14 protein-coding genes are annotated in these 16814 nt (G+C 64.7%); 10 read left to right on the top strand and 4 right to left on the bottom strand.

Annotated elements, in window-relative coordinates; all coding sequences use genetic code 11:
- Nucleotides 1-58: 58 nt before the first annotated feature.
- The 3 genes from HIM68_RS13695 to HIM68_RS13685 all read left to right on the top strand — a co-directional run bounded on the left by HIM68_RS13695 (nucleotide 59) and on the right by HIM68_RS13685 (nucleotide 4023).
- Nucleotides 59-808: a M50 family metallopeptidase gene (locus HIM68_RS13695; RefSeq protein ID WP_172173048.1), complete on the top strand. Its 750-nt coding sequence runs from the start codon at nucleotides 59-61 to the stop codon at nucleotides 806-808.
- Nucleotides 809-959: 151 nt separating this feature from the next.
- Entirely contained in the window at nucleotides 960-1637 is a 678-nt protein-coding gene (locus HIM68_RS13690) for an HAD family phosphatase (protein ID WP_172173046.1), read from the top strand.
- 172 nt (nucleotides 1638-1809) lie between these two features.
- Nucleotides 1810-4023 (top strand): HNH endonuclease signature motif containing protein, encoded by a 2214-nt coding sequence (locus HIM68_RS13685; protein WP_172173044.1) that lies wholly within the window; start codon nucleotides 1810-1812, stop codon nucleotides 4021-4023.
- A gap of 148 nt (nucleotides 4024-4171) precedes the next feature.
- Here the strand turns inward: HIM68_RS13685 and HIM68_RS13680 are convergent, their stop codons facing one another.
- Nucleotides 4172-5782 (bottom strand): nucleobase:cation symporter-2 family protein, encoded by a 1611-nt coding sequence (locus HIM68_RS13680; RefSeq protein WP_139909599.1) that lies wholly within the window; start codon nucleotides 5780-5782, stop codon nucleotides 4172-4174.
- A 450-nt stretch (nucleotides 5783-6232) separates the two neighbouring features.
- On the opposite strand from HIM68_RS13680, the gene HIM68_RS13675 reads away from it, so the two are divergent.
- Nucleotides 6233-7777 (top strand): 8-oxoguanine deaminase, encoded by a 1545-nt coding sequence (locus HIM68_RS13675; RefSeq protein WP_172173042.1) that lies wholly within the window; start codon nucleotides 6233-6235, stop codon nucleotides 7775-7777.
- A gap of 115 nt (nucleotides 7778-7892) precedes the next feature.
- Here the strand turns inward: HIM68_RS13675 and HIM68_RS13670 are convergent, their stop codons facing one another.
- A complete protein-coding gene (locus tag HIM68_RS13670; RefSeq protein WP_139467678.1) occupies nucleotides 7893-8378 on the bottom strand; it encodes a hypothetical protein in 486 nt (161 codons plus the stop codon).
- 145 nt (nucleotides 8379-8523) lie between these two features.
- On the opposite strand from HIM68_RS13670, the gene HIM68_RS13665 reads away from it, so the two are divergent.
- The gene (locus HIM68_RS13665) at nucleotides 8524-8991 is read left to right on the top strand and encodes a DUF2871 domain-containing protein (protein ID WP_172173040.1); all 468 of its coding nucleotides are present in this window, start codon (nucleotides 8524-8526) and stop codon (nucleotides 8989-8991) included.
- Nucleotides 8992-9149: 158 nt separating this feature from the next.
- On the opposite strand, the gene HIM68_RS13660 is transcribed toward HIM68_RS13665, so the two are convergent.
- On the bottom strand, nucleotides 9150-9959 hold the full coding sequence (locus HIM68_RS13660; protein WP_172173038.1) for a MerR family transcriptional regulator: 810 nt from the start codon (nucleotides 9957-9959) through the stop codon (nucleotides 9150-9152).
- A gap of 72 nt (nucleotides 9960-10031) precedes the next feature.
- Nucleotides 10032-10778 (bottom strand): FadR/GntR family transcriptional regulator, encoded by a 747-nt coding sequence (locus HIM68_RS13655; protein WP_172173036.1) that lies wholly within the window; start codon nucleotides 10776-10778, stop codon nucleotides 10032-10034.
- A gap of 188 nt (nucleotides 10779-10966) precedes the next feature.
- On the opposite strand from HIM68_RS13655, the gene eat reads away from it, so the two are divergent.
- From eat to HIM68_RS13630, 5 genes are read left to right on the top strand one after another with little or no spacing between them, the layout of a single operon-like run.
- On the top strand, nucleotides 10967-12403 hold the full coding sequence (eat, locus tag HIM68_RS13650) for an ethanolamine permease (RefSeq protein ID WP_139467681.1): 1437 nt from the start codon (nucleotides 10967-10969) through the stop codon (nucleotides 12401-12403).
- Between the two features lie 47 nt (nucleotides 12404-12450).
- The gene (locus tag HIM68_RS19050; protein WP_172173034.1) at nucleotides 12451-13869 is read left to right on the top strand and encodes a glutamine synthetase family protein; all 1419 of its coding nucleotides are present in this window, start codon (nucleotides 12451-12453) and stop codon (nucleotides 13867-13869) included.
- Nucleotides 13850-14620 carry a gamma-glutamyl-gamma-aminobutyrate hydrolase family protein gene (locus tag HIM68_RS19045; RefSeq protein WP_172173032.1) on the top strand — a complete coding sequence of 257 codons (771 nt, stop codon included), beginning with the start codon at nucleotides 13850-13852 and terminating at the stop codon, nucleotides 14618-14620. Before HIM68_RS19050 ends, HIM68_RS19045 begins: the two co-directional genes overlap by 20 nt.
- A complete protein-coding gene (locus HIM68_RS13635) occupies nucleotides 14617-15984 on the top strand; it encodes an aldehyde dehydrogenase family protein (RefSeq protein ID WP_172173030.1) in 1368 nt (455 codons plus the stop codon). The genes HIM68_RS19045 and HIM68_RS13635 overlap by 4 nt, the downstream gene beginning before the upstream one ends.
- A 43-nt stretch (nucleotides 15985-16027) precedes the next feature.
- Nucleotides 16028-16804 (top strand): 3-oxoacyl-ACP reductase, encoded by a 777-nt coding sequence (locus HIM68_RS13630; protein WP_139467685.1) that lies wholly within the window; start codon nucleotides 16028-16030, stop codon nucleotides 16802-16804.
- The last annotated feature ends 10 nt before the right edge of the window (nucleotides 16805-16814 follow it).

Below are 16814 nucleotides of genomic sequence, written 5' to 3'. Positions count from 1 at the left end.
GAATCGCTGAGGAGGTCCTGAGGGTCCCGCTCAGGAGCGGTTCGTACACTGGGCCGCTATGGACTTCAAGCAGGCAACGGCGACGTGGTGGGATGCCATCACCTCGGGCTTCGGGCGGCAGGACGGGCTCGAGCTCGACGTCCTCGGGCTCGTGCTCGTCATCGGAGTGCCCCTGGTCGTGACCCTGACTCCGGGGATCTGGAGGTTCTTCGGACTGTTCGTGACCTTCATCCACGAACTCGGTCACGCATTCGCCGCGCTCATGACGGGACGAGTGGTCAAGGGGATCTCGCTGAACTTCGATCATTCGGGGCAGATGAACTCCTTCGGCCGAGTCGGCTTCTCCGCCACATGGGCGGGTTTCTGGGGATATCCGGCACCGGGCGTGCTCGGACTCGTCCTGGCCACCTCGGCGGCCTTCGGTTGGGCCCCCTTGGCACTGTCTGTGGGCGCGCTGATCCTGTTGGTCGCGCTCATCTTCATCCGGAACTTCGCGGGCGCGGTCATCGCCGTGATCACGGCGATCGCGGCCCAGCTCGTCGTCGTGTTCCTGCCGTTGGAATGGATCTCGGTCTTCGTCGCCGCGCTCGGCACGGCGCTGACGATCGGGTCGCTCAAGGACCTCGTCAAGGTCATCCGCGTCCATACGCGCCGGCGCCATGTGCAGCAGTCCGATGCCTATATCCTCGCGCAGGGCTCGGCCTTGCCCGCCGGTGCCTGGCTGACGCTGTTTGCGCTGGTCATCATCGTCTGCGCGCTCGCCACCGCACGGGTGCTGTATACGGCGGTGTCGGTCGGCGCGGTGTGATTGGGGCTCTCTCAGTTTCCTGAGCTGGAGCAGCAGGGGCGGTGCCGGTCGGCACAGTGCGACGGCGGCTGTATCGGGTCCGCGAGATTCAGGGACGAGCTGGCGCGGATGCCCGTGATTGCGCGTCAGTGCCGGGTGGCAGAATCGGAGTATGGCCCCACTTCCGAAATTCTCCGCTGTCCTCTTCGACTGTGACGGAGTCCTCGTCGACTCCGAAAGCATCACGAACGGCGTCCTCCACCAGATGCTGCAGGAACTCGGCTGGCAGCTGAGCGCCGAGGAGTGCATTGCGCGATTCGTCGGCAAAATGCTCCGCGACGAGGCCGATGTCATTGAGGCGCACACCGGATTCCGTATCGACGAGCACTGGATGCAGGAGTTCCGGCGGCGCCGCAATGCCCAGCTCGAGGCCTCCCTCCAAGCGATTCCGGGGGTCGTCGATGCCGTTCACCGCATCGCCGAGATCTACCGGGGCAGGATCGCCTGCGCTTCGGGAGCGGATCGTCCGAAGATCGAGCTGCAGCTGCGCAAGATCGGCCTGTTCGATGCCTTCGAGGGTCGGATCTTCTCCGGCATGGAGCAGCCGAACTCGAAGCCTGCCCCGGACGTCTATTTGGCAGCAGCCGAATCCTTGCAGATCGACCCCGCCGAGGCGGCCGTGATCGAAGATTCCCCCACCGGTGTGATCGCCGGCGCTGCGGCCGGATCCCGTGTGCTCGGGTTCTGCCCGGATTCTCCGGTTCATCAGAGCGCGGAAACGCTGTTGGCAGCGGGTGCCGCCGAGACCTTCAACGCGATGGACCAGCTGCCCGGCCTGCTGACTGAGTAAGTTCCTGGCTCGCCGAGCCTCGCCTGGGGCAAAACTGCATCATCAAAATACATCAAACAGCACCCAAATTCGCAGAGATTCTTTTCGTAATCGAATTGTGACCTTCATTTCTTCTCCTTGGGAGTAAAATAGAGTCAAGGCATTCACATCGACGTGAAAGGCGGCGAGATCGATGAAGGATCCTCAGGATCCGGGCAACAACGGTCTCGAGCGTGCCTCGAATGAATCAGTCTCCGGTTCACCCGCGACATCGGCAGACCTCTCTTCATCACCTCAGGTTCCTCTGATCGGCCCCGACTCACCCCGTCGTCTCGACGTCGAACCCGATTCGCCGATGGCCGTGGTCGTCAGTCTGGCTCATTTGAGCACGGGAGTTCGCCTCGCCGAATTCCAGGCCATCGCGGGCCTGTTTCTGACCGATGTCATTGAGAAGCTCCGTTACGCCGAGGGCGACAAGATCTACTATCACGCAACGTTCACCGAAACGGCCGGCCGCTTCATCACGGCACGTGACGGACTGCGGCCTGAAAAGGACGACTTCGTGGACCCGTGGACATCCACCGGCTTCGTTCTCGAAGACCGCGCTCTCGACGGGTCTGATGACGCTGATTCCTCCACCGGCACTGCCGTCGACGACAGCGAAACCGGGGAGAGCATCGTCGAGCAGCCACTGGCTCCGCCGGCAGCCCCGCTTCCGAATTTCCCCAAGTTCGGACTGCACAAATCCTTCAACAGCTGGGTCCACGACCTTGCCACGCGCGAAGAGATCGCCGAGCTGACCACGGTCCTCGGCTCGACGAGCAACGGTGCCTACAACGAGATCACGAACGCCGTGACACTGGCGTTCGGACTGCCGAAGTTCCTGCAGCGCTGCCTCGCCGGTGAATTCACGATCGAACACGTACTTGCAGCGACCCGTGCCATCAAAGACGTCGCCTTCGAATATCTGCCCCGTCTCGATGCCTACCTGGGCGACCGCCGTGCCGATATCACTATGGAGACCTTCAAGAAGTCGCTCAACCTCAAGATCGCGGCACTCGTCCCGGTCGACGACCGGACCGAACTGGCCGAGAAGCGTCGCCGGGTCGACATCATGAATTACCCCGACGGCACCGCCTCGGTGACCTTGTCCGGACCCGCCGTGGAACTCAACGCCTTCTACCTGCGCATCGAAGCATTCGCCCGAGCGATCCGCAACGGCAACATCTCCGCGCTCTCCGAAGAGAGCACCGCCGGCCTCGAGGTCGCCGACCAGGACAGCATCGCCGCCCTCATGTTCGACATCGCCACTCGAGCGACCCCGCAGATGAGCATCGCCGTGACGACGCACGACACCACAACCGGTGAGACCACCACGAACGAGATCGCTCTCGAAGCCGCCGACGGCTCGGACTCCTCGGTCGCCGACGAATCCGACTCCACGGCTCCGATCACGGCAGCCGCGGTCGATCGTGCCGTGCAGGAGGCGCAGAGCGAAGCGGAAGCGACCGCCAACACCGGCGTCGAGGTGACGACCACCATCAAGCTCGTCATGCCCACCCACGGGCAGTGGGTGCGAGAGCAGGCGAAGATGATGGTGACGGTTCCCTACCTCACCGCGGTGGGAAAGTCGGAGCTCCCGGGGACGTTCTCCGACGGCACCCCGGTGCCGCCCGACGCGGCACGTGCGCTCGCAGGCGAGAGCCCCACTTGGCACCGGATCCTCACCGATCCCGCCACCGGGACACCGATCGATGCCCGCTCGCGCAGTTACTACATCCCGGCAGACGTGCGCGCGCCCTTGGTCGGCAGATGGCAGTCCTGCACCGCTCCAGGCTGCACCCGACGAGCGGAGACCTCGGAAGTCGATCACATCATTCCGTTCGACCATGCCGATCCGGCCCGAGGCGGTCAGACGACGTTCGAAAACCTCCACCCGCTGTGCAAACCCGACCACCAGGCCAAGACCGACCGCAGGCTCGCGGTCCGAATGACCGAGGACGGGGCAGTGGAGTACTCCTTCACCCGCGGAGTCGTCGCAACAATGTATCCACCGGACAACCCAATCAACGCCGAGCACGCTCGACAGGTGGAGAACTATGACCAACTGCCGAATCTGCTCGACCGGCAGAATCCCGTCGACGCGGAGCAGCTTCGCGACGTCGGAAATCTGGGCCCAGCCGGACGACTCGACAATACAGATGCATTTCGCCCTCCTGAACCAGAGGGCCACACCGCAACAGGGGGCTCCGAACCAGTAGCCTCCGAGCCAAGGGACTCCGAACCAGGCTCCAGGGAACGAGGGGACAAGTGTGCCCCGACCGCTGGCGCCAAGCCCGTCTCGAGCGTCGGCCGGGAGCCCCCGTGGAACGACTATTGGGACTCCGGAGATCCTCCCCCGTTCTGACGGCGGGTCCGATCTGACGGCCCGCCCGTTCTGACGACCAGCCCGATCTGACTGGAGCCCGAAATCGCACGAGGCCCCGGACGCGCGCCTTCGCAGACGGCGGCCGGGGCCCGTTCGGTGTATCCGGGTCCAGTTGGCGTATCCGGCCTCAGTTACCGTCCTCGGCGATGAGGCGGCGGACGTCTTCCTGGGTGCGAACCTCACCCTTCTGGGCGGCGTCGACGACCTTCTCGTGCTGCTCCTCGGTGACGACCGGAACCTCTTCTCCGTTGCAATCGACGATCTTGCCGTCCTTGACGGTATCGCCTTCATAGAGGATGGCTTCGTTGTCGATGAGTCGCTGCAGCTCTTCCTTGCGGATGACTCGTCCGGTGCCGGCCACGAAGACCGACCGATCAGAACGGTCTTTCGTCTTCACTCCGATGTGGTTGAAGACGAGGTTGAGCAGCACGGCCATGAGAGTGGCCGAGGAGATGCCCGAATGGAGGATGATGCCGACCCAATCCGGGAAAGCATTGTAGAAGTCGGGCTCGACGACCGGGATGATGCCGAAGGCCAGCGAGACCGCCACGATGATCATATTGAGGTTGCCCTCGTACTCGACCTTCGACAGCGTGCGGATGCCCGACGCGGCGACCGTGCCGAAGAGCACGATGCCCGCGCCGCCGAGAACCGGAGTCGGGACCGCCGCAACGACCCCGCCCATCACGGGCAGCAGACCGAGAACGACGAGGATCGCACCACCGGCCGTGACGACGAAGCGCGACTTCACGCCGGTGATCGCCACCAGGCCGACGTTCTGCGCAAATGCCGACTGGGTGAAGGAGTTGAAGATCGGCGAGACCGCCGACGACAGCATGTCAGCGCGCAGGCCCGATGCGATGCGCTTGGAATCGACCTTCGTATCGACGATCTCTCCGACGGCGATGATGTCCGCCGTAGTCTCGGCGAAGGTGACGATGATGACGATGAACATCGAGATGATCGCCGCGGCCGAGAATGTCGGCATACCGAAGGCGAACGGCTCGGGGAACGCGAAGATCCCGCGATCGAGCACATGGGAGAAATCGGCCCAGCCGAAGATGAGACAGCCGATGGTGCCGATGACGATGGCCAGCAGAATCGACAGGCGGGAGATCACCGCGACGGGAATCCGGCTGAGGATGAGCACGATGGCCAAGGTGACCACGGCGATGAGGATATTGCGCATGCTGCCGTAATCGGCGGCCTCGGCATCCCCGCCCATGGCCCAACCTGCGGCCACGGGCATGAGTGACAGACCGATCGTGGTGATGACCGTGCCGGTGACCACCGGAGGGAAGAACTTCACGATGAGCGCGAAGGCGGGGGCGACGATCAGGCCGATCACCGAGGCGACCAGCACCGACCCGAAGACCGCAGGCAGGCCGTCGCCGCCGGCCAGAATGGACGTCATCGTCGCGACGCCGGCGAACGAGACTCCCTGGACCAGCGGCAGCTGCGAGCCGAAGAACGGCACACCGACCGACTGCAGGATCGTGGCCAGACCGCCCATGAACAGACAGGAGGCGATGAGGAGGCTGATGCCGTTGCCGTCGAGACCGGCGGCATTGCCGATGATGAGGGGAACGGCGATGATTCCGCCGTACATGGTGAGCACGTGCTGCAGACCGTAGGCGAAGGAACTGCCGACGGGAAGCCGTTCGTCCTCCGGACGGGCCGACTTGCTCGCGACCGCGGACTTGCGGTCGTTGCTGGGTGACTGATGGGATACCGACATCTATCTCTCCATTGAGTGCGTCCTCGGGCGAAGACCTCACTGTGACTGACCGACCTCAGTGGCCGGTGTAGCGTCCGAGCGGGCATCAGATCGACCGAGGGATCGGTTGCATAATTCCGTTATGCGAAAGGAAATTTCCTTATCGCAAAACTCTAAAGGAATACCATTTTCGCCGCAAGCTATTTTAGTGACCCGCGGCACATGCTAGAGTGCACGGCAGTCGTGTACTCATCCCCCGACGATCTACTGAACGTTCGCTCAGTTCGATGGTTTTGGATCATCGTACCGTCTCGCCGATCGGTGGGTACAGTCGGGGCTCCCGGATGGGATACCGACCGGCGGAGCAGCAGACGCCGGAAAACCTGAGCTGGTGGCGTCAGCCCCAGTTCTGTCGCCACTGACCAATAGTGCGCGCTCGACGCGCACGGTTCAAGAGGGAAAGGCGACACGATGATCGACATCAATGGAACCGGCACACCGTCAGCAGGAAGCTTCTCGGCACCAGGAAGCTCATTCAATACGGGAGACCGCGCATCGAGGAACTCCCCGCTGCCGGGGAACTCCCCGGCTTCCGGGAACACATCGACCGCGCGACTGTGGCTGCGCGATCCGCTGGCCGTCCACCTCGGTGCCGGTGTCGATCCGAACCGGGCGGCGCGGGGAATCGTCATCGACCCCGCCACGGGAACTATCGTGGAACTCGTTCCCGCCGGTGGCGAACCCACTTCATCCGGGGCCGGCGGAACCGCCGGTGACACGGCTGCCCTCGAAGTCATCGACGCCTCGGCGCATGTCATCACTCCCGGGCTGATCAATACCCATCATCACTTCTACCAGACGTTGACCCGTGCATGGGCGCCCGTCGCCGACCTGCCGCTGTTCGGATGGCTGCAGAACCTCTACCCGGTCTGGGCCAGGCTGACCCCGCGCGCGCTCGAACTCGCCACGACCGTGGCGATGGCCGAACTCCTCGAATCCGGATGCACGACCGCAGCCGACCACCACTACCTGTTCCCCACCGGCATGGACGAGGCCATCGACATCCAGGTCGACGTCGTCCGGAGACTCGGCATGCGTGCCATGCTGACTCGCGGGTCGATGTCACTGGGCCAGGACGACGGCGGACTGCCCCCTCAGCAGACCGTCCAGGACTCGGAGGTCATCCTCGACGATTCCCGCCGTCTCGTCGAGACCTACCACCAACGTGAGCCCGGCGCTCAGATCCAGATCGGCTTCGCCCCATGCTCCCCGTTCTCCGTGACCACCGAGCTCATGCGCGATTCCGCCGCACTCGCTGCGGAACTCGATGTCCGCCTCCATACCCACCTGGCCGAGACCATCGACGAAGAGGACTTCTGTCGCGAGACCTTCGGCCTGCGCACCGTCGACTACCTTGAATCCGTCGGCTGGCTGGGGGAGCGGACCTGGTTGGCGCACGGTGTGCACTTCGACGATTCGGAGATCGGCCGCCTCGGCGCCGCCGGGGTCTCCGTCGCCCACTGCCCGACTTCGAACATGCGGCTGGCCTCGGGAATCGCCCGCGCTGTCGAACTCGAGGACGCCGGAGTCAACGTCGGACTCGGTGTCGACGGATCCGCGTCGAATGACGCCTCGAACCTCATCCGCGAGGTCCGGCAGGCGCTCTACATCCAACGTCTGCGCTACGGCGCCGAGGCGGTCACCTGCGGCCGCGTCCTCGACTGGGCGACGAAGGGATCGGCGGCGGCACTCGGACGCGACGATCTCGGCACCATCGAGGTGGGCAAGCAGGCCGACCTCGCAATGTTCCGCCTCGACGGCCTCGCTTTCTCCGGATCGCACGACCCGATCCCCGCACTCGTCCTCTGCGGTGCAGAGAAGGCCGATCGCGTGATGGTTGGCGGTCAGTGGCGGGTCGTCGACGGCCACGCCATCGGCGCGAACGGGCACGCGCTCGACAAAGAAGCGCTCATTGCTGCGCATCAGGAGGAGGCGCGCCGCCTCGTTGCAGGGTGAGTTCCGGCTGAGGTCGGATGGCGTGGTGGGCGGGTGCCGCCTCGGTGGTCGTGGTCCGGGGCCTCATCCGATGGGCCTCCGGTACGGGCCCGGGCACGAGGAGGATGCCGCCCGCTCAGTCCTCGGGTTTGCGGAACACCTCGCGCAGGTGGTCGCCGGTGAGGAAGTCGCCGACGCCGATCATGACCAGGCTGAACACGATCTGCTCGGTGATCATCCAGACCGGGTAGAGGCCGGGGATCGCGGCCATGACGAGGGTGATGACGGGGAAGATCTGCGTGAACAGGCGCAGGCGCTGGTATCCCCAGTAGAAGCCCTTCGTTGCGCGCCAGAAGAAGTAGAAGAGGGTCACGGTCATGCCGAGGACGACGATCGTGCGCATCCACACGGCGAACGGCACCGGTTCCCCGGCCCGGGCGATGAGCACTGCGTAGACCACGGCTCCGAAGCCGAGCACGAGTTCGAACACGAGCAGCCAGGTGATCCACGCGAAGGCGCGTTTGGTCTTCGGGTGTGCGAGGCCGTCCGAGGGCACGACGATTCCGGCTTTCCTGCCGCCGGCGAGGCGGTCGATCTTCGCGAGCAAGTTCTCCATGGCCATGCCTCCAGGCTAGCGGGATCACGAGCTCCGGAACCGATTTTCGGGGCCTCAGGACCCTGTGTGATGGAACATCAATCGAAAGTTGGGGATGCAGTTCAATCCTGTGGGTCAGGAAACCGCGCCCGCGTGCTGATGAAGTGGAAGCATGAAGAAGATATTCAATGCAGCGTTCACGTACATGATCATCGGCGTCCTCTCGGGACTGTTCTACCGCGAGTTCACTAAGGCCAACGACTTCCCCTCCGGCGAGTTCACGCAGCTCGGCCTCGTCCACACCCACCTGCTCACACTCGGCTTCATCGTCCTGCTCATCGTCCTCGTCCTCGACAAGGTGTTCGGACTCTCCGGCACGAAGCTGTTCTCGTGGTTCTTCTGGCTCTACAACGTCGGCGTGATCCTCACTGCGGGGGTGATGGTCTGGCGCGGCTCGCTCACCGTCCTCGGCGAAGAGTCGAACGCCATGATCGCCGGAATCGCCGGCCTCGGCCACATCGCCCTGTCCGTCAGCCTCGTCCTGTTCTTCCTCGCCCTGCGCAAGAAGGTCGTGGTCGGCAAGGCTGTAGCCGATAAGGCTGTGACCGAAGGCGCGGAGGCGACTTCGCCGTCGCGCTAACCAGGACACCGTCGCCGTCGCGCTGACCAGGACACCGTCGCCGAGGCGGTGCCGCAGCGTCGTTCAAGGCGAACCGCGTCTGTCGATCCGTACACGAACCGACAGACGCGGTTCGCCTTGAATGAGGGAATGGAACCCTGCCCCCTCGGGCGTCGCCGTCACGCGATGATCGGCTGCTGGAGCTCGACGATCCACCCAGCTTGGTCGGAGTTGGCTGCGGTGTCGTCATCGGTGTCGAGATAGACCTCGCGGCACGGGCCGGTCAGGGAATACCCCTGACTGATGCACCACTTGGAAAGGTGCTGCCAGCTGGCGCCGATGCGGCTCATCGACCCCTCGTGGATGAGAGTTGCCGCAGTGCACGCCTCCAGCTCTGTGACCTGCAGATCCGCAAGATCCTGAGCTGCTTCCGTGCGATACCCGCAGGTGACCTCGGTCCCGTGTCCGGCGTCGGAGTAGATGCCGATGCCGGCTGCGTGTCGGATCCCCGCTTCCGCGAGACGGTCGGCAACACTGCCGAACAGCGGTCCGATCTCAGAAGTGTCGAACGGCGGCTCGCCGAGAACGACCGTCTGTCCGAGTACCCTCTCTGCAGGCAGTTCTTTGATGATGCAGTCCGGATGGTTCATAGCAGTCCCTTCGATGAGTGCCAGCCGAAATTCGACTTCGGCCAGCTTCGCGGCTGCAGCCGACTGCTCGGCTCGCAGTTGATGACGACGCAGATTGAGCATGCCGGTCAGCTCGGTCGTGCTGAGGTCGGCGTCAATCAGTTCGGCGATCTTCCGCAGCGAGATCCCCAGGGCGTTGAGCGCCATGATTCTGTTGAGGCGCGGCAGCTGCGCCACCGTGTAGCTGCGGTGTCCGGAGAACGGTTCGACCGAATCCGGAGCCAACAGACCCATCGACTCATAGTGGCGGAGCATGCGCACCGATACCTGCCCCAGCTGCGCGAATTCACCGATCCTCATGTGCTCTCCTCGTCGTCATCGACAGTCCACCACCTGACACGGTGTCAGGTTCAAGAGCATTCGCCGCTGGTCTCACCTCTGTTCGAGGAATCCGCGCAGCAGCTTCTCGGTGCCTTCCGCATGCTGTGCGGCGAGATCGGCGGCACGATCAGGGTCAGAGGCGAGTATGGCGTCGACGATCTCTCGGTGCTGATCGCAGGAGTGCTCGACGTTCGTATGGATGAAGGGGATCCGGTCGAGCAGGGCGTTGACCCGATCGCGAGTGCTCGCTGAGGCGTAGATGAGTGACGGCATGTGCGTGAGTTCGGCGATCATGAGGTGGAATCTGGCATCGAGCACGCGGAACTGTTCGGCGGAGGCGAACACCGTACGACAATCCGTCTCCGCTGCGGTCAGGGCAGCGACCTCGTTCGGAGAGAGGTCTCGCTCGGCGACGATGCGGGCCGCGGCTGTCTCGAGAACCAAGCGAAACCGGACGGCATCATCGAGCTCGCCGGGGTCGATGCGCTCATCGGTGTCGGCGGACGGCAGTCGTGTCACAAAGGTGCCGCCGTAGCGACCGCGACGGGAAGTGACGATGCCCGCAGTCTGAAGCTCGATGAGCGCCTGCCGCAGGGTCGCCCGCGAGACCCGGACCTGGGCGGCGAGTTCGCGCTCGGCCGGCAGTTTGTCGCCGACGAGGTACTTGCCGAGACGGATCGCCCGCAGCAGCTCCGCAATCGTATGTTCGAACACATTTCCGCCGCGCGCATGCTTGCCTCCCGGGCGGGGTTGGCTGCCCGCGGTACCTGGGCCGCCCGGCTCTTCTGCTCTGTCCAAGTCTGCCTCCTCTCCTGGTCTCGCAACTCAACTCGTCTTCGTTGATTCTTCCACTCTCGCGGAAAATCCTTGACAGTCGTCTGTGAGTCAGATTACATTCGTCTCAGTCTAATGGTCTGGTAACGATCCATTGGGCGACTGTTCGACCACGACGAGATCGAGACTCACCAGAACCCCGAGGGGCAGCCATGAGCAAGAACATCGAATACGGCAATGTCGATGAGCACTACCTCGAGAAGCGACAGTTGAAGAAGGGCGCGGCCGGCTGGATCCTCCTCGCAGGCCTCGGCGTCGCCTACGTCATCTCCGGAGACTTCTCCGGCTGGAACCTCGGGTTGGCCGAAGGCGGCTGGGGCGGCCTGCTCATCGCCTTCCTCCTCATGGGACTCATGTACGTGTGCATGGTCTTCGGCCTCGCCGAACTCTCCTCCACTCTGCCGACTGCCGGTGCAGGCTACGGCTTCGCCCGCCGAGCGCTCGGCCCGCTGGGCGGATTCGCCACCGGCATGGCGATCCTCATCGAGTACACGATGGCTCCGGCCGCGATCTCGACCTTCATCGCCGGCTACGTCCAGGCGCTCGGCATTCTGCCCGAATCGGTGCCTACCTGGACGATCTATCTCGTCGCCTACGCGGTCTTCATCGGAATCCACCTATGGGGAGTCGGTGAGGCCCTGCGGCTGATGTTCGTCATCACCGCCGTCGCGGTCATCGCCCTCATCGTCTTCGTGGTCGCCGCGGTCGGCCACTTCGATGCCAGCAATCTCTTCGACATCGAACCCACCGGCGCCCTCGGGTCATCGGCATTCATGCCGATGGGCATCTCCGGCCTGCTCGCCTCGCTCGTCTTCGGTATCTGGTTCTTCCTCGCCGTCGAAGGCGTCCCGCTGGCCGCCGAGGAATCGGCGAACCCGAAGAAGGACATGCCGCGCGGCATCATCACCGCAATGGCCGTGCTCGTCGTCTTCGGCGCCCTCATGCTCCTCCTCGTCCCCGGACTCGCAGGCGCCTCGGCGATGGGGGAATCGGACAATCCGCTGCCCGAAGCCCTGCGCACGATCTACGGCGAGAACTCCGTCCTTGCGACCTTCGTCAACTGGGCCGGCCTGGCGGGACTCATTGCGAGCTTCTTCTCGATCATCTTCGCCTACTCTCGTCAACTCTTCGCCCTCTCGCGCGCCGGCTACCTGCCCAAGTGGCTGTCCCTGACGGGCAAACGCAAGACCCCGGTCCTCGCCCTCATCGTCCCCGGCACCATCGGCTTCATCCTCGCGATCGCCGTCGACGGCAACGGCGGAGTCCTCCTCAACGTCGCGGTCTTCGGTGCCACGGTCTCCTACGTCCTGCTCAACCTCTCCCACATCCGCCTGCGCGTCAAGGAACCCGATCTGCCCCGCGGCTACCGCACTCCCGGCGGCATCGTCACCACCTCCATCGCCCTCGTACTCGCATCGGTGGCCGTCATCGCCACCTTCTTCGTCGACATCCTCGCCGCCGGCATCGCCGCCGGAGTCTTCCTCATCGCGCTCGCCTACTTCTGGTTCTACTCCCGCCACCACCTCGTCGCGAGCGCACCGGAAGAGGAGTTCGCACAGATCGAGGCCGCCGAGAAGGGCCTCAAGTAGCCCGCACGACCCACCTCCAACCACCCCGCACAACAAAGGAACGCCGCATGACCGAGATTCCGGTACCCACCTCGCCCACCTCGGAGCAGAGGACCTCCAGAGGGTCGATCCAGGCCGAACCGCTCACCGTCGACGAACTCCGCCGACTCGCCGCCGAGGGCACGATCGACACCGTGGTCGTTGCCATCACCGATCACATGGGTCGCCTGCAGGGCAAGAGACTCGGCGTCCAGTTCTTCCTCGAAGACGTCATGGACCACGGCTCCGAATGCTGCAACTACCTGCTCGCCGTCGACGTCGACATGGATACCGTCGACGGCTACGAGGTCTCCTCCTGGGAGACTGGATACGGCGACATGGTGATGAAGCCCGACCTTGCGACCCTGCGCCTCCTGCCCTGGCAGCCGGGCAGCGCGATGGTCAACTGCGACCTCCTGACGACCACCGGCGCCGAGGTGGCGCCCTCCCCACGTCAGATCCTCAAGCGCCAGCTCGCCCGCCTTGCCGACCATGGGCTGAGCGCGCATGTCGGCACCGAACTCGAGTTCATCACCTTCGACTCGAGCTACGAAGAAGCCTTCGCCTCGAAGTACACCGAAGTTACGCCCTCGAACCAGTACAACGTCGACTACTCCCTCCTCGGCACCGCCCGAGTCGAACCTCTGCTGCGCGACATCCGCAATTCGATGGCTGGGGCCGGGCTCTTCGTCGAAGGGGCCAAGGGCGAATGCAACTTCGGCCAACACGAGATCACGTTCCGCTACCAGCCCGCCCTCAAGGCGTGCGACGACCACGCGGTATACAAGAACGGGGCGAAGGAGATCGCCGCCCAGCACGGGAAATCGATCACTTTCATGGCCAAATACGACCAGAAGGAGGGTTCCTCGTGCCATATCCACCTGAGCTTCCGCTCGGCTGAGGGCGATATGGTCATGGCCGGAGACCGCGAGCATGGGTTCTCGACCCTCATGGAACAGTTCATCGCCGGTCAGCTCGCCTGCATCGAGGACTTCACGTACTTCTTCGCCCCGAACATCAACTCGTACAAACGCTTCGTCGAAGGTTCGTTCGCACCGACCGCGGTCGCCTGGGGCTTCGACAACCGCACCTGCGCCTTCCGCGTCGTCGGCTCGGGGCCCTCCCTGCGCGTGGAATGCCGAGTCGGCGGGGCCGATCTCAACCCGTACCTCGCCACTGCGGCTCTCATCGCGGCGGGACTCCACGGGATCGAGAAAGGCCTCGAACTGCCCGCGATCACGGAAGGCAACGCCTACACCGCCGGTGCCTCCCGACTGCCCACCACCCTCCAGGGTGCCCGCGACCGGTTGGACGGATCGCAGATCGCCGAGGACGCGTTCGGCGACTACGTCGTCCGCCACTACGTCCACGCGGCCGACATCGAACTGGAGGCCTACAACGCGACTGTCACCGACTGGGAGAGGCTCCGTGGGTTCGAACGACTCTGACCCCGTCATCGGCATCAGCTGCTACATGCAGCAGGCCCAGTGGGGAGTCTGGGACACCGAGGCGGCTCTCATCCCGGGCGACTATGTGCGCATGGTCGCCGCTTCCGGGGCGATCCCCGTGCTGCTGCCGCCCCACGGACAGGCTCCTGCGGTCCTCGACCGTGTCGACGGCCTGCTGTTGGCCGGAGGAGCCGACGTCGGATCGTCCGAATACGGTCAGGATCCGCACGAAACGACCGTGTCCCACCCGTTCCGCGACTCGAGCGAGATGATGCTCCTGGCGGCCGCGCGGCGACGCCGCCTGCCTGTGCTCGGCATCTGCCGCGGGATGCAGGTCATCAACGTCGCCGCCGGAGGCACCTTGATCCAGCATCTGCCGGAGTCGCTCGGACATTCCGACTATCAGCCGGCCCCCGGCGTCTACGGCGAGGTCACGGTGACCACGGAAGCAGGGTCACGGGCCAGGGAGATCCTCGGCGAGGCGACCACTGCACCCTGCTATCACCATCAGGGGATCGACCGCCTCGGCGCCGGTCTGCGTGCGACCGGCCGCAGTCCAGAGGGACTCGTCGAGACCATCGAACCGGACCCGGCCGTGGATCAGACAGGAGACCCGGCTGACGGGGGATGGCTCTTCGCCGTCCAATGGCATCCCGAACACGACCCCGATGACGACCGAGTCGTCCGTGCCCTCGTTCAAGCGGCACGACGACACGCGACAGACAGAGGAACAAGGAGAGCACCGAAGTGAGCACCTACACGGTCATCAACCCGGCGACGGAAGAACCGATCGCCGACGTCGAACTCGCCGATCTCGAACAGACGGACCGGGCGATCGAGAAGGCGGCGCGGGCCTTCGAATCCTGGCGCGCCGTCGCCCCCGCCGATCGCGCCCGGCTCCTGCGGCGCTTCGCCGACAAGGTCGACGCGGCCAACGAAGAGCTCGCCCGGCTCGAGGTCGCCAACGCCGGACATACGATCGGGAACGCCCGATGGGAAGCCGGCAACGTCCGCGACGTCCTCGAATACTACGCGGCGGTGCCGGAGAGGCTCTTCGGTCGGCAGATCCCCGTCGACGGGGGAGTGAACATCACCTTCGCCGAACCGCTCGGCGTTGTCGGTGTCATCGTCCCCTGGAACTTCCCGATGCCGATCGCCGGATGGGGCTTCGCCCCTGCCCTGGCAGCCGGGAACACCGTGGTCCTCAAACCCGCCGAGATCACGCCGCTGACCGCGATCCGCATCGGCGAGCTCGCCCTCGAAGCGGGCTTGCCCGAGGGTGTTCTGCAGATCATCCCCGGCAAGGGATCCGTCGTCGGGGAGCGCTTCGTCACCCACCCGGCCGTACGCAAGGTCGTCTTCACCGGATCCACCGAGGTGGGCAAGCGGATCATGGCCGGCTGTGCAGCGCAGGTGAAGAACCTCACTCTCGAACTCGGCGGGAAGAACGCGAACATCGTCTTCGACGACGCCGATGTCGTGGCCGCCGCGGCCGCCGCCCCCGGAGGCGTCTTCGACAACTCCGGCCAGGACTGCTGCTCCCGGTCCCGGCTGCTCGTCCAGCGCGGGATCTACGACGACTTCATGGCCGCACTCGAATCCTCCGTCGGGTCCTTCGCCTGTGCGGATCCGAGCCGCGAGGACACGGACATGGGTCCGCTGGTCACTGCAGCTCACCGGGAGAAGGTCGCCGGCTATGTGGCTGCCGCCGAGGTGGCCTTCACCGGCTCTGCCCCCGAAGGCCCGGGCTTCTGGTTTCCGCCGACAGTGCTCACCCCGCCCGACACAGCGACGGCCGACTTCCGCGAGGAGATCTTCGGCCCCGTTCTCTCCGTCGTCCCCTTCGATACCGAAGCGGATGCCCTGCGCATCGCCAACGACACCGAATACGGACTCTCCGGCTCAATCTGGACGAACGATCTCGACCGGGCGATGCGGGTCTCCCGCGGAGTCGAGGCCGGCAACCTGTCGGTGAACTCGCACTCCTCGGTCCGCTACTCGACCCCGTTCGGCGGATTCAAGCAGTCCGGACTCGGCCGCGAACTCGGCCCCGACGCCGTGTCGGCATTCACCGAGGTCAAGAACGTCTTCTTCGCGACCCGGCCAGTGCGCTGACCCATCCACCTGCCACCACATCACCACGATCATCAGGAGAATCATGACCACTGCGGCAAACCGACTCAAGGACAAGATCTGCGTCATCACCGGCGGTGCCTCGGGCATCGGACTCGCCAGTGCCCGCCGTCTGACCGAAGAAGGCGCGAAGGTCGTCATCGGCGACCTCGACGAAGTGCGTGGACCCGAGGTCGCCGACGAGCTCGGCGGACTCTTCGTGCGAGTCAACGTAGCCGATGAGGAGGAGGTGAAGAACCTGTTCGCCCGCTCTGTCGAGCACTTCGGACGCGTCGACGTCGCCTTCAACAACGCAGGCATCAACCCGACCGACGACAATTCGATCCTCACCACCGACATCGAGGCTTGGGCGAGGGTGCAGACGGTCAACCTCACCTCCGTCTATCTCTGCAGCAAGTACGCCCTCGAGCACATGGTCAAGCAGGGATCGGGGTCGGTCATCAATACGGCGTCGTTCGTCGCGCTCATGGGAGCGGCGACTTCGCAGATCTCCTACTCGGCGTCGAAAGGCGGAGTCCTGTCGATGAGCCGTGAGCTCGGCGTCCAGTTCGCGAAGGATGGCATCCGCGTCAACGCACTGTGCCCGGGACCGGTGAACACCCCGTTGCTGCGTGAGCTCTTCGCCTCGGACCCCGTGCAGGCGCAGCGGCGACTCGTCCACTGCCCCGGTGGGCGCTTCGCCGAACCTGAGGAGATCGCTGCCGCCGTGGCCTTCCTCGCCAGCGACGACTCCTCCTTCGTCAACGCCTCGACCTTCACCGTCGACGGCGGCATCTCCTCGGCTTACGTCACCGCCGAATAGGGGCGCACGG

Origin of the sequence: Brevibacterium sp. CT2-23B (assembly GCF_013168765.1) — a bacterium.
Classification (GTDB): Bacteria; Actinomycetota; Actinomycetes; order Actinomycetales; family Brevibacteriaceae; genus Brevibacterium; species Brevibacterium sediminis.
The sequence above is the reverse complement of the archived record's forward strand: the minus strand, read 5'-3'. Positions and strand labels throughout refer to the sequence as shown.

What these genes read in the sequence shown, in the direction of transcription:
- HIM68_RS13695 (WP_172173048.1), top strand. Translation starts at nt 59, where the DNA reads ATGGACTTCAAGCAGGCAACGGCGACGTGGTGGGATGCCATCACCTCG.
- HIM68_RS13690 (WP_172173046.1), top strand. Translation starts at nt 960, where the DNA reads ATGGCCCCACTTCCGAAATTCTCCGCTGTCCTCTTCGACTGTGACGGA.
- HIM68_RS13685 (WP_172173044.1), top strand. Translation starts at nt 1,810, where the DNA reads ATGAAGGATCCTCAGGATCCGGGCAACAACGGTCTCGAGCGTGCCTCG.
- HIM68_RS13680 (WP_139909599.1), bottom strand. Translation starts at nt 5,782, where the DNA reads ATGTCGGTATCCCATCAGTCACCCAGCAACGACCGCAAGTCCGCGGTC.
- HIM68_RS13675 (WP_172173042.1), top strand. Translation starts at nt 6,233, where the DNA reads ATGATCGACATCAATGGAACCGGCACACCGTCAGCAGGAAGCTTCTCG.
- HIM68_RS13670 (WP_139467678.1), bottom strand. Translation starts at nt 8,378, where the DNA reads ATGGCCATGGAGAACTTGCTCGCGAAGATCGACCGCCTCGCCGGCGGC.
- HIM68_RS13665 (WP_172173040.1), top strand. Translation starts at nt 8,524, where the DNA reads ATGAAGAAGATATTCAATGCAGCGTTCACGTACATGATCATCGGCGTC.
- HIM68_RS13660 (WP_172173038.1), bottom strand. Translation starts at nt 9,959, where the DNA reads ATGAGGATCGGTGAATTCGCGCAGCTGGGGCAGGTATCGGTGCGCATG.
- eat (WP_139467681.1), top strand. Translation starts at nt 10,967, where the DNA reads ATGAGCAAGAACATCGAATACGGCAATGTCGATGAGCACTACCTCGAG.
- HIM68_RS19050 (WP_172173034.1), top strand. Translation starts at nt 12,451, where the DNA reads ATGACCGAGATTCCGGTACCCACCTCGCCCACCTCGGAGCAGAGGACC.
- HIM68_RS13630 (WP_139467685.1), top strand. Translation starts at nt 16,028, where the DNA reads ATGACCACTGCGGCAAACCGACTCAAGGACAAGATCTGCGTCATCACC.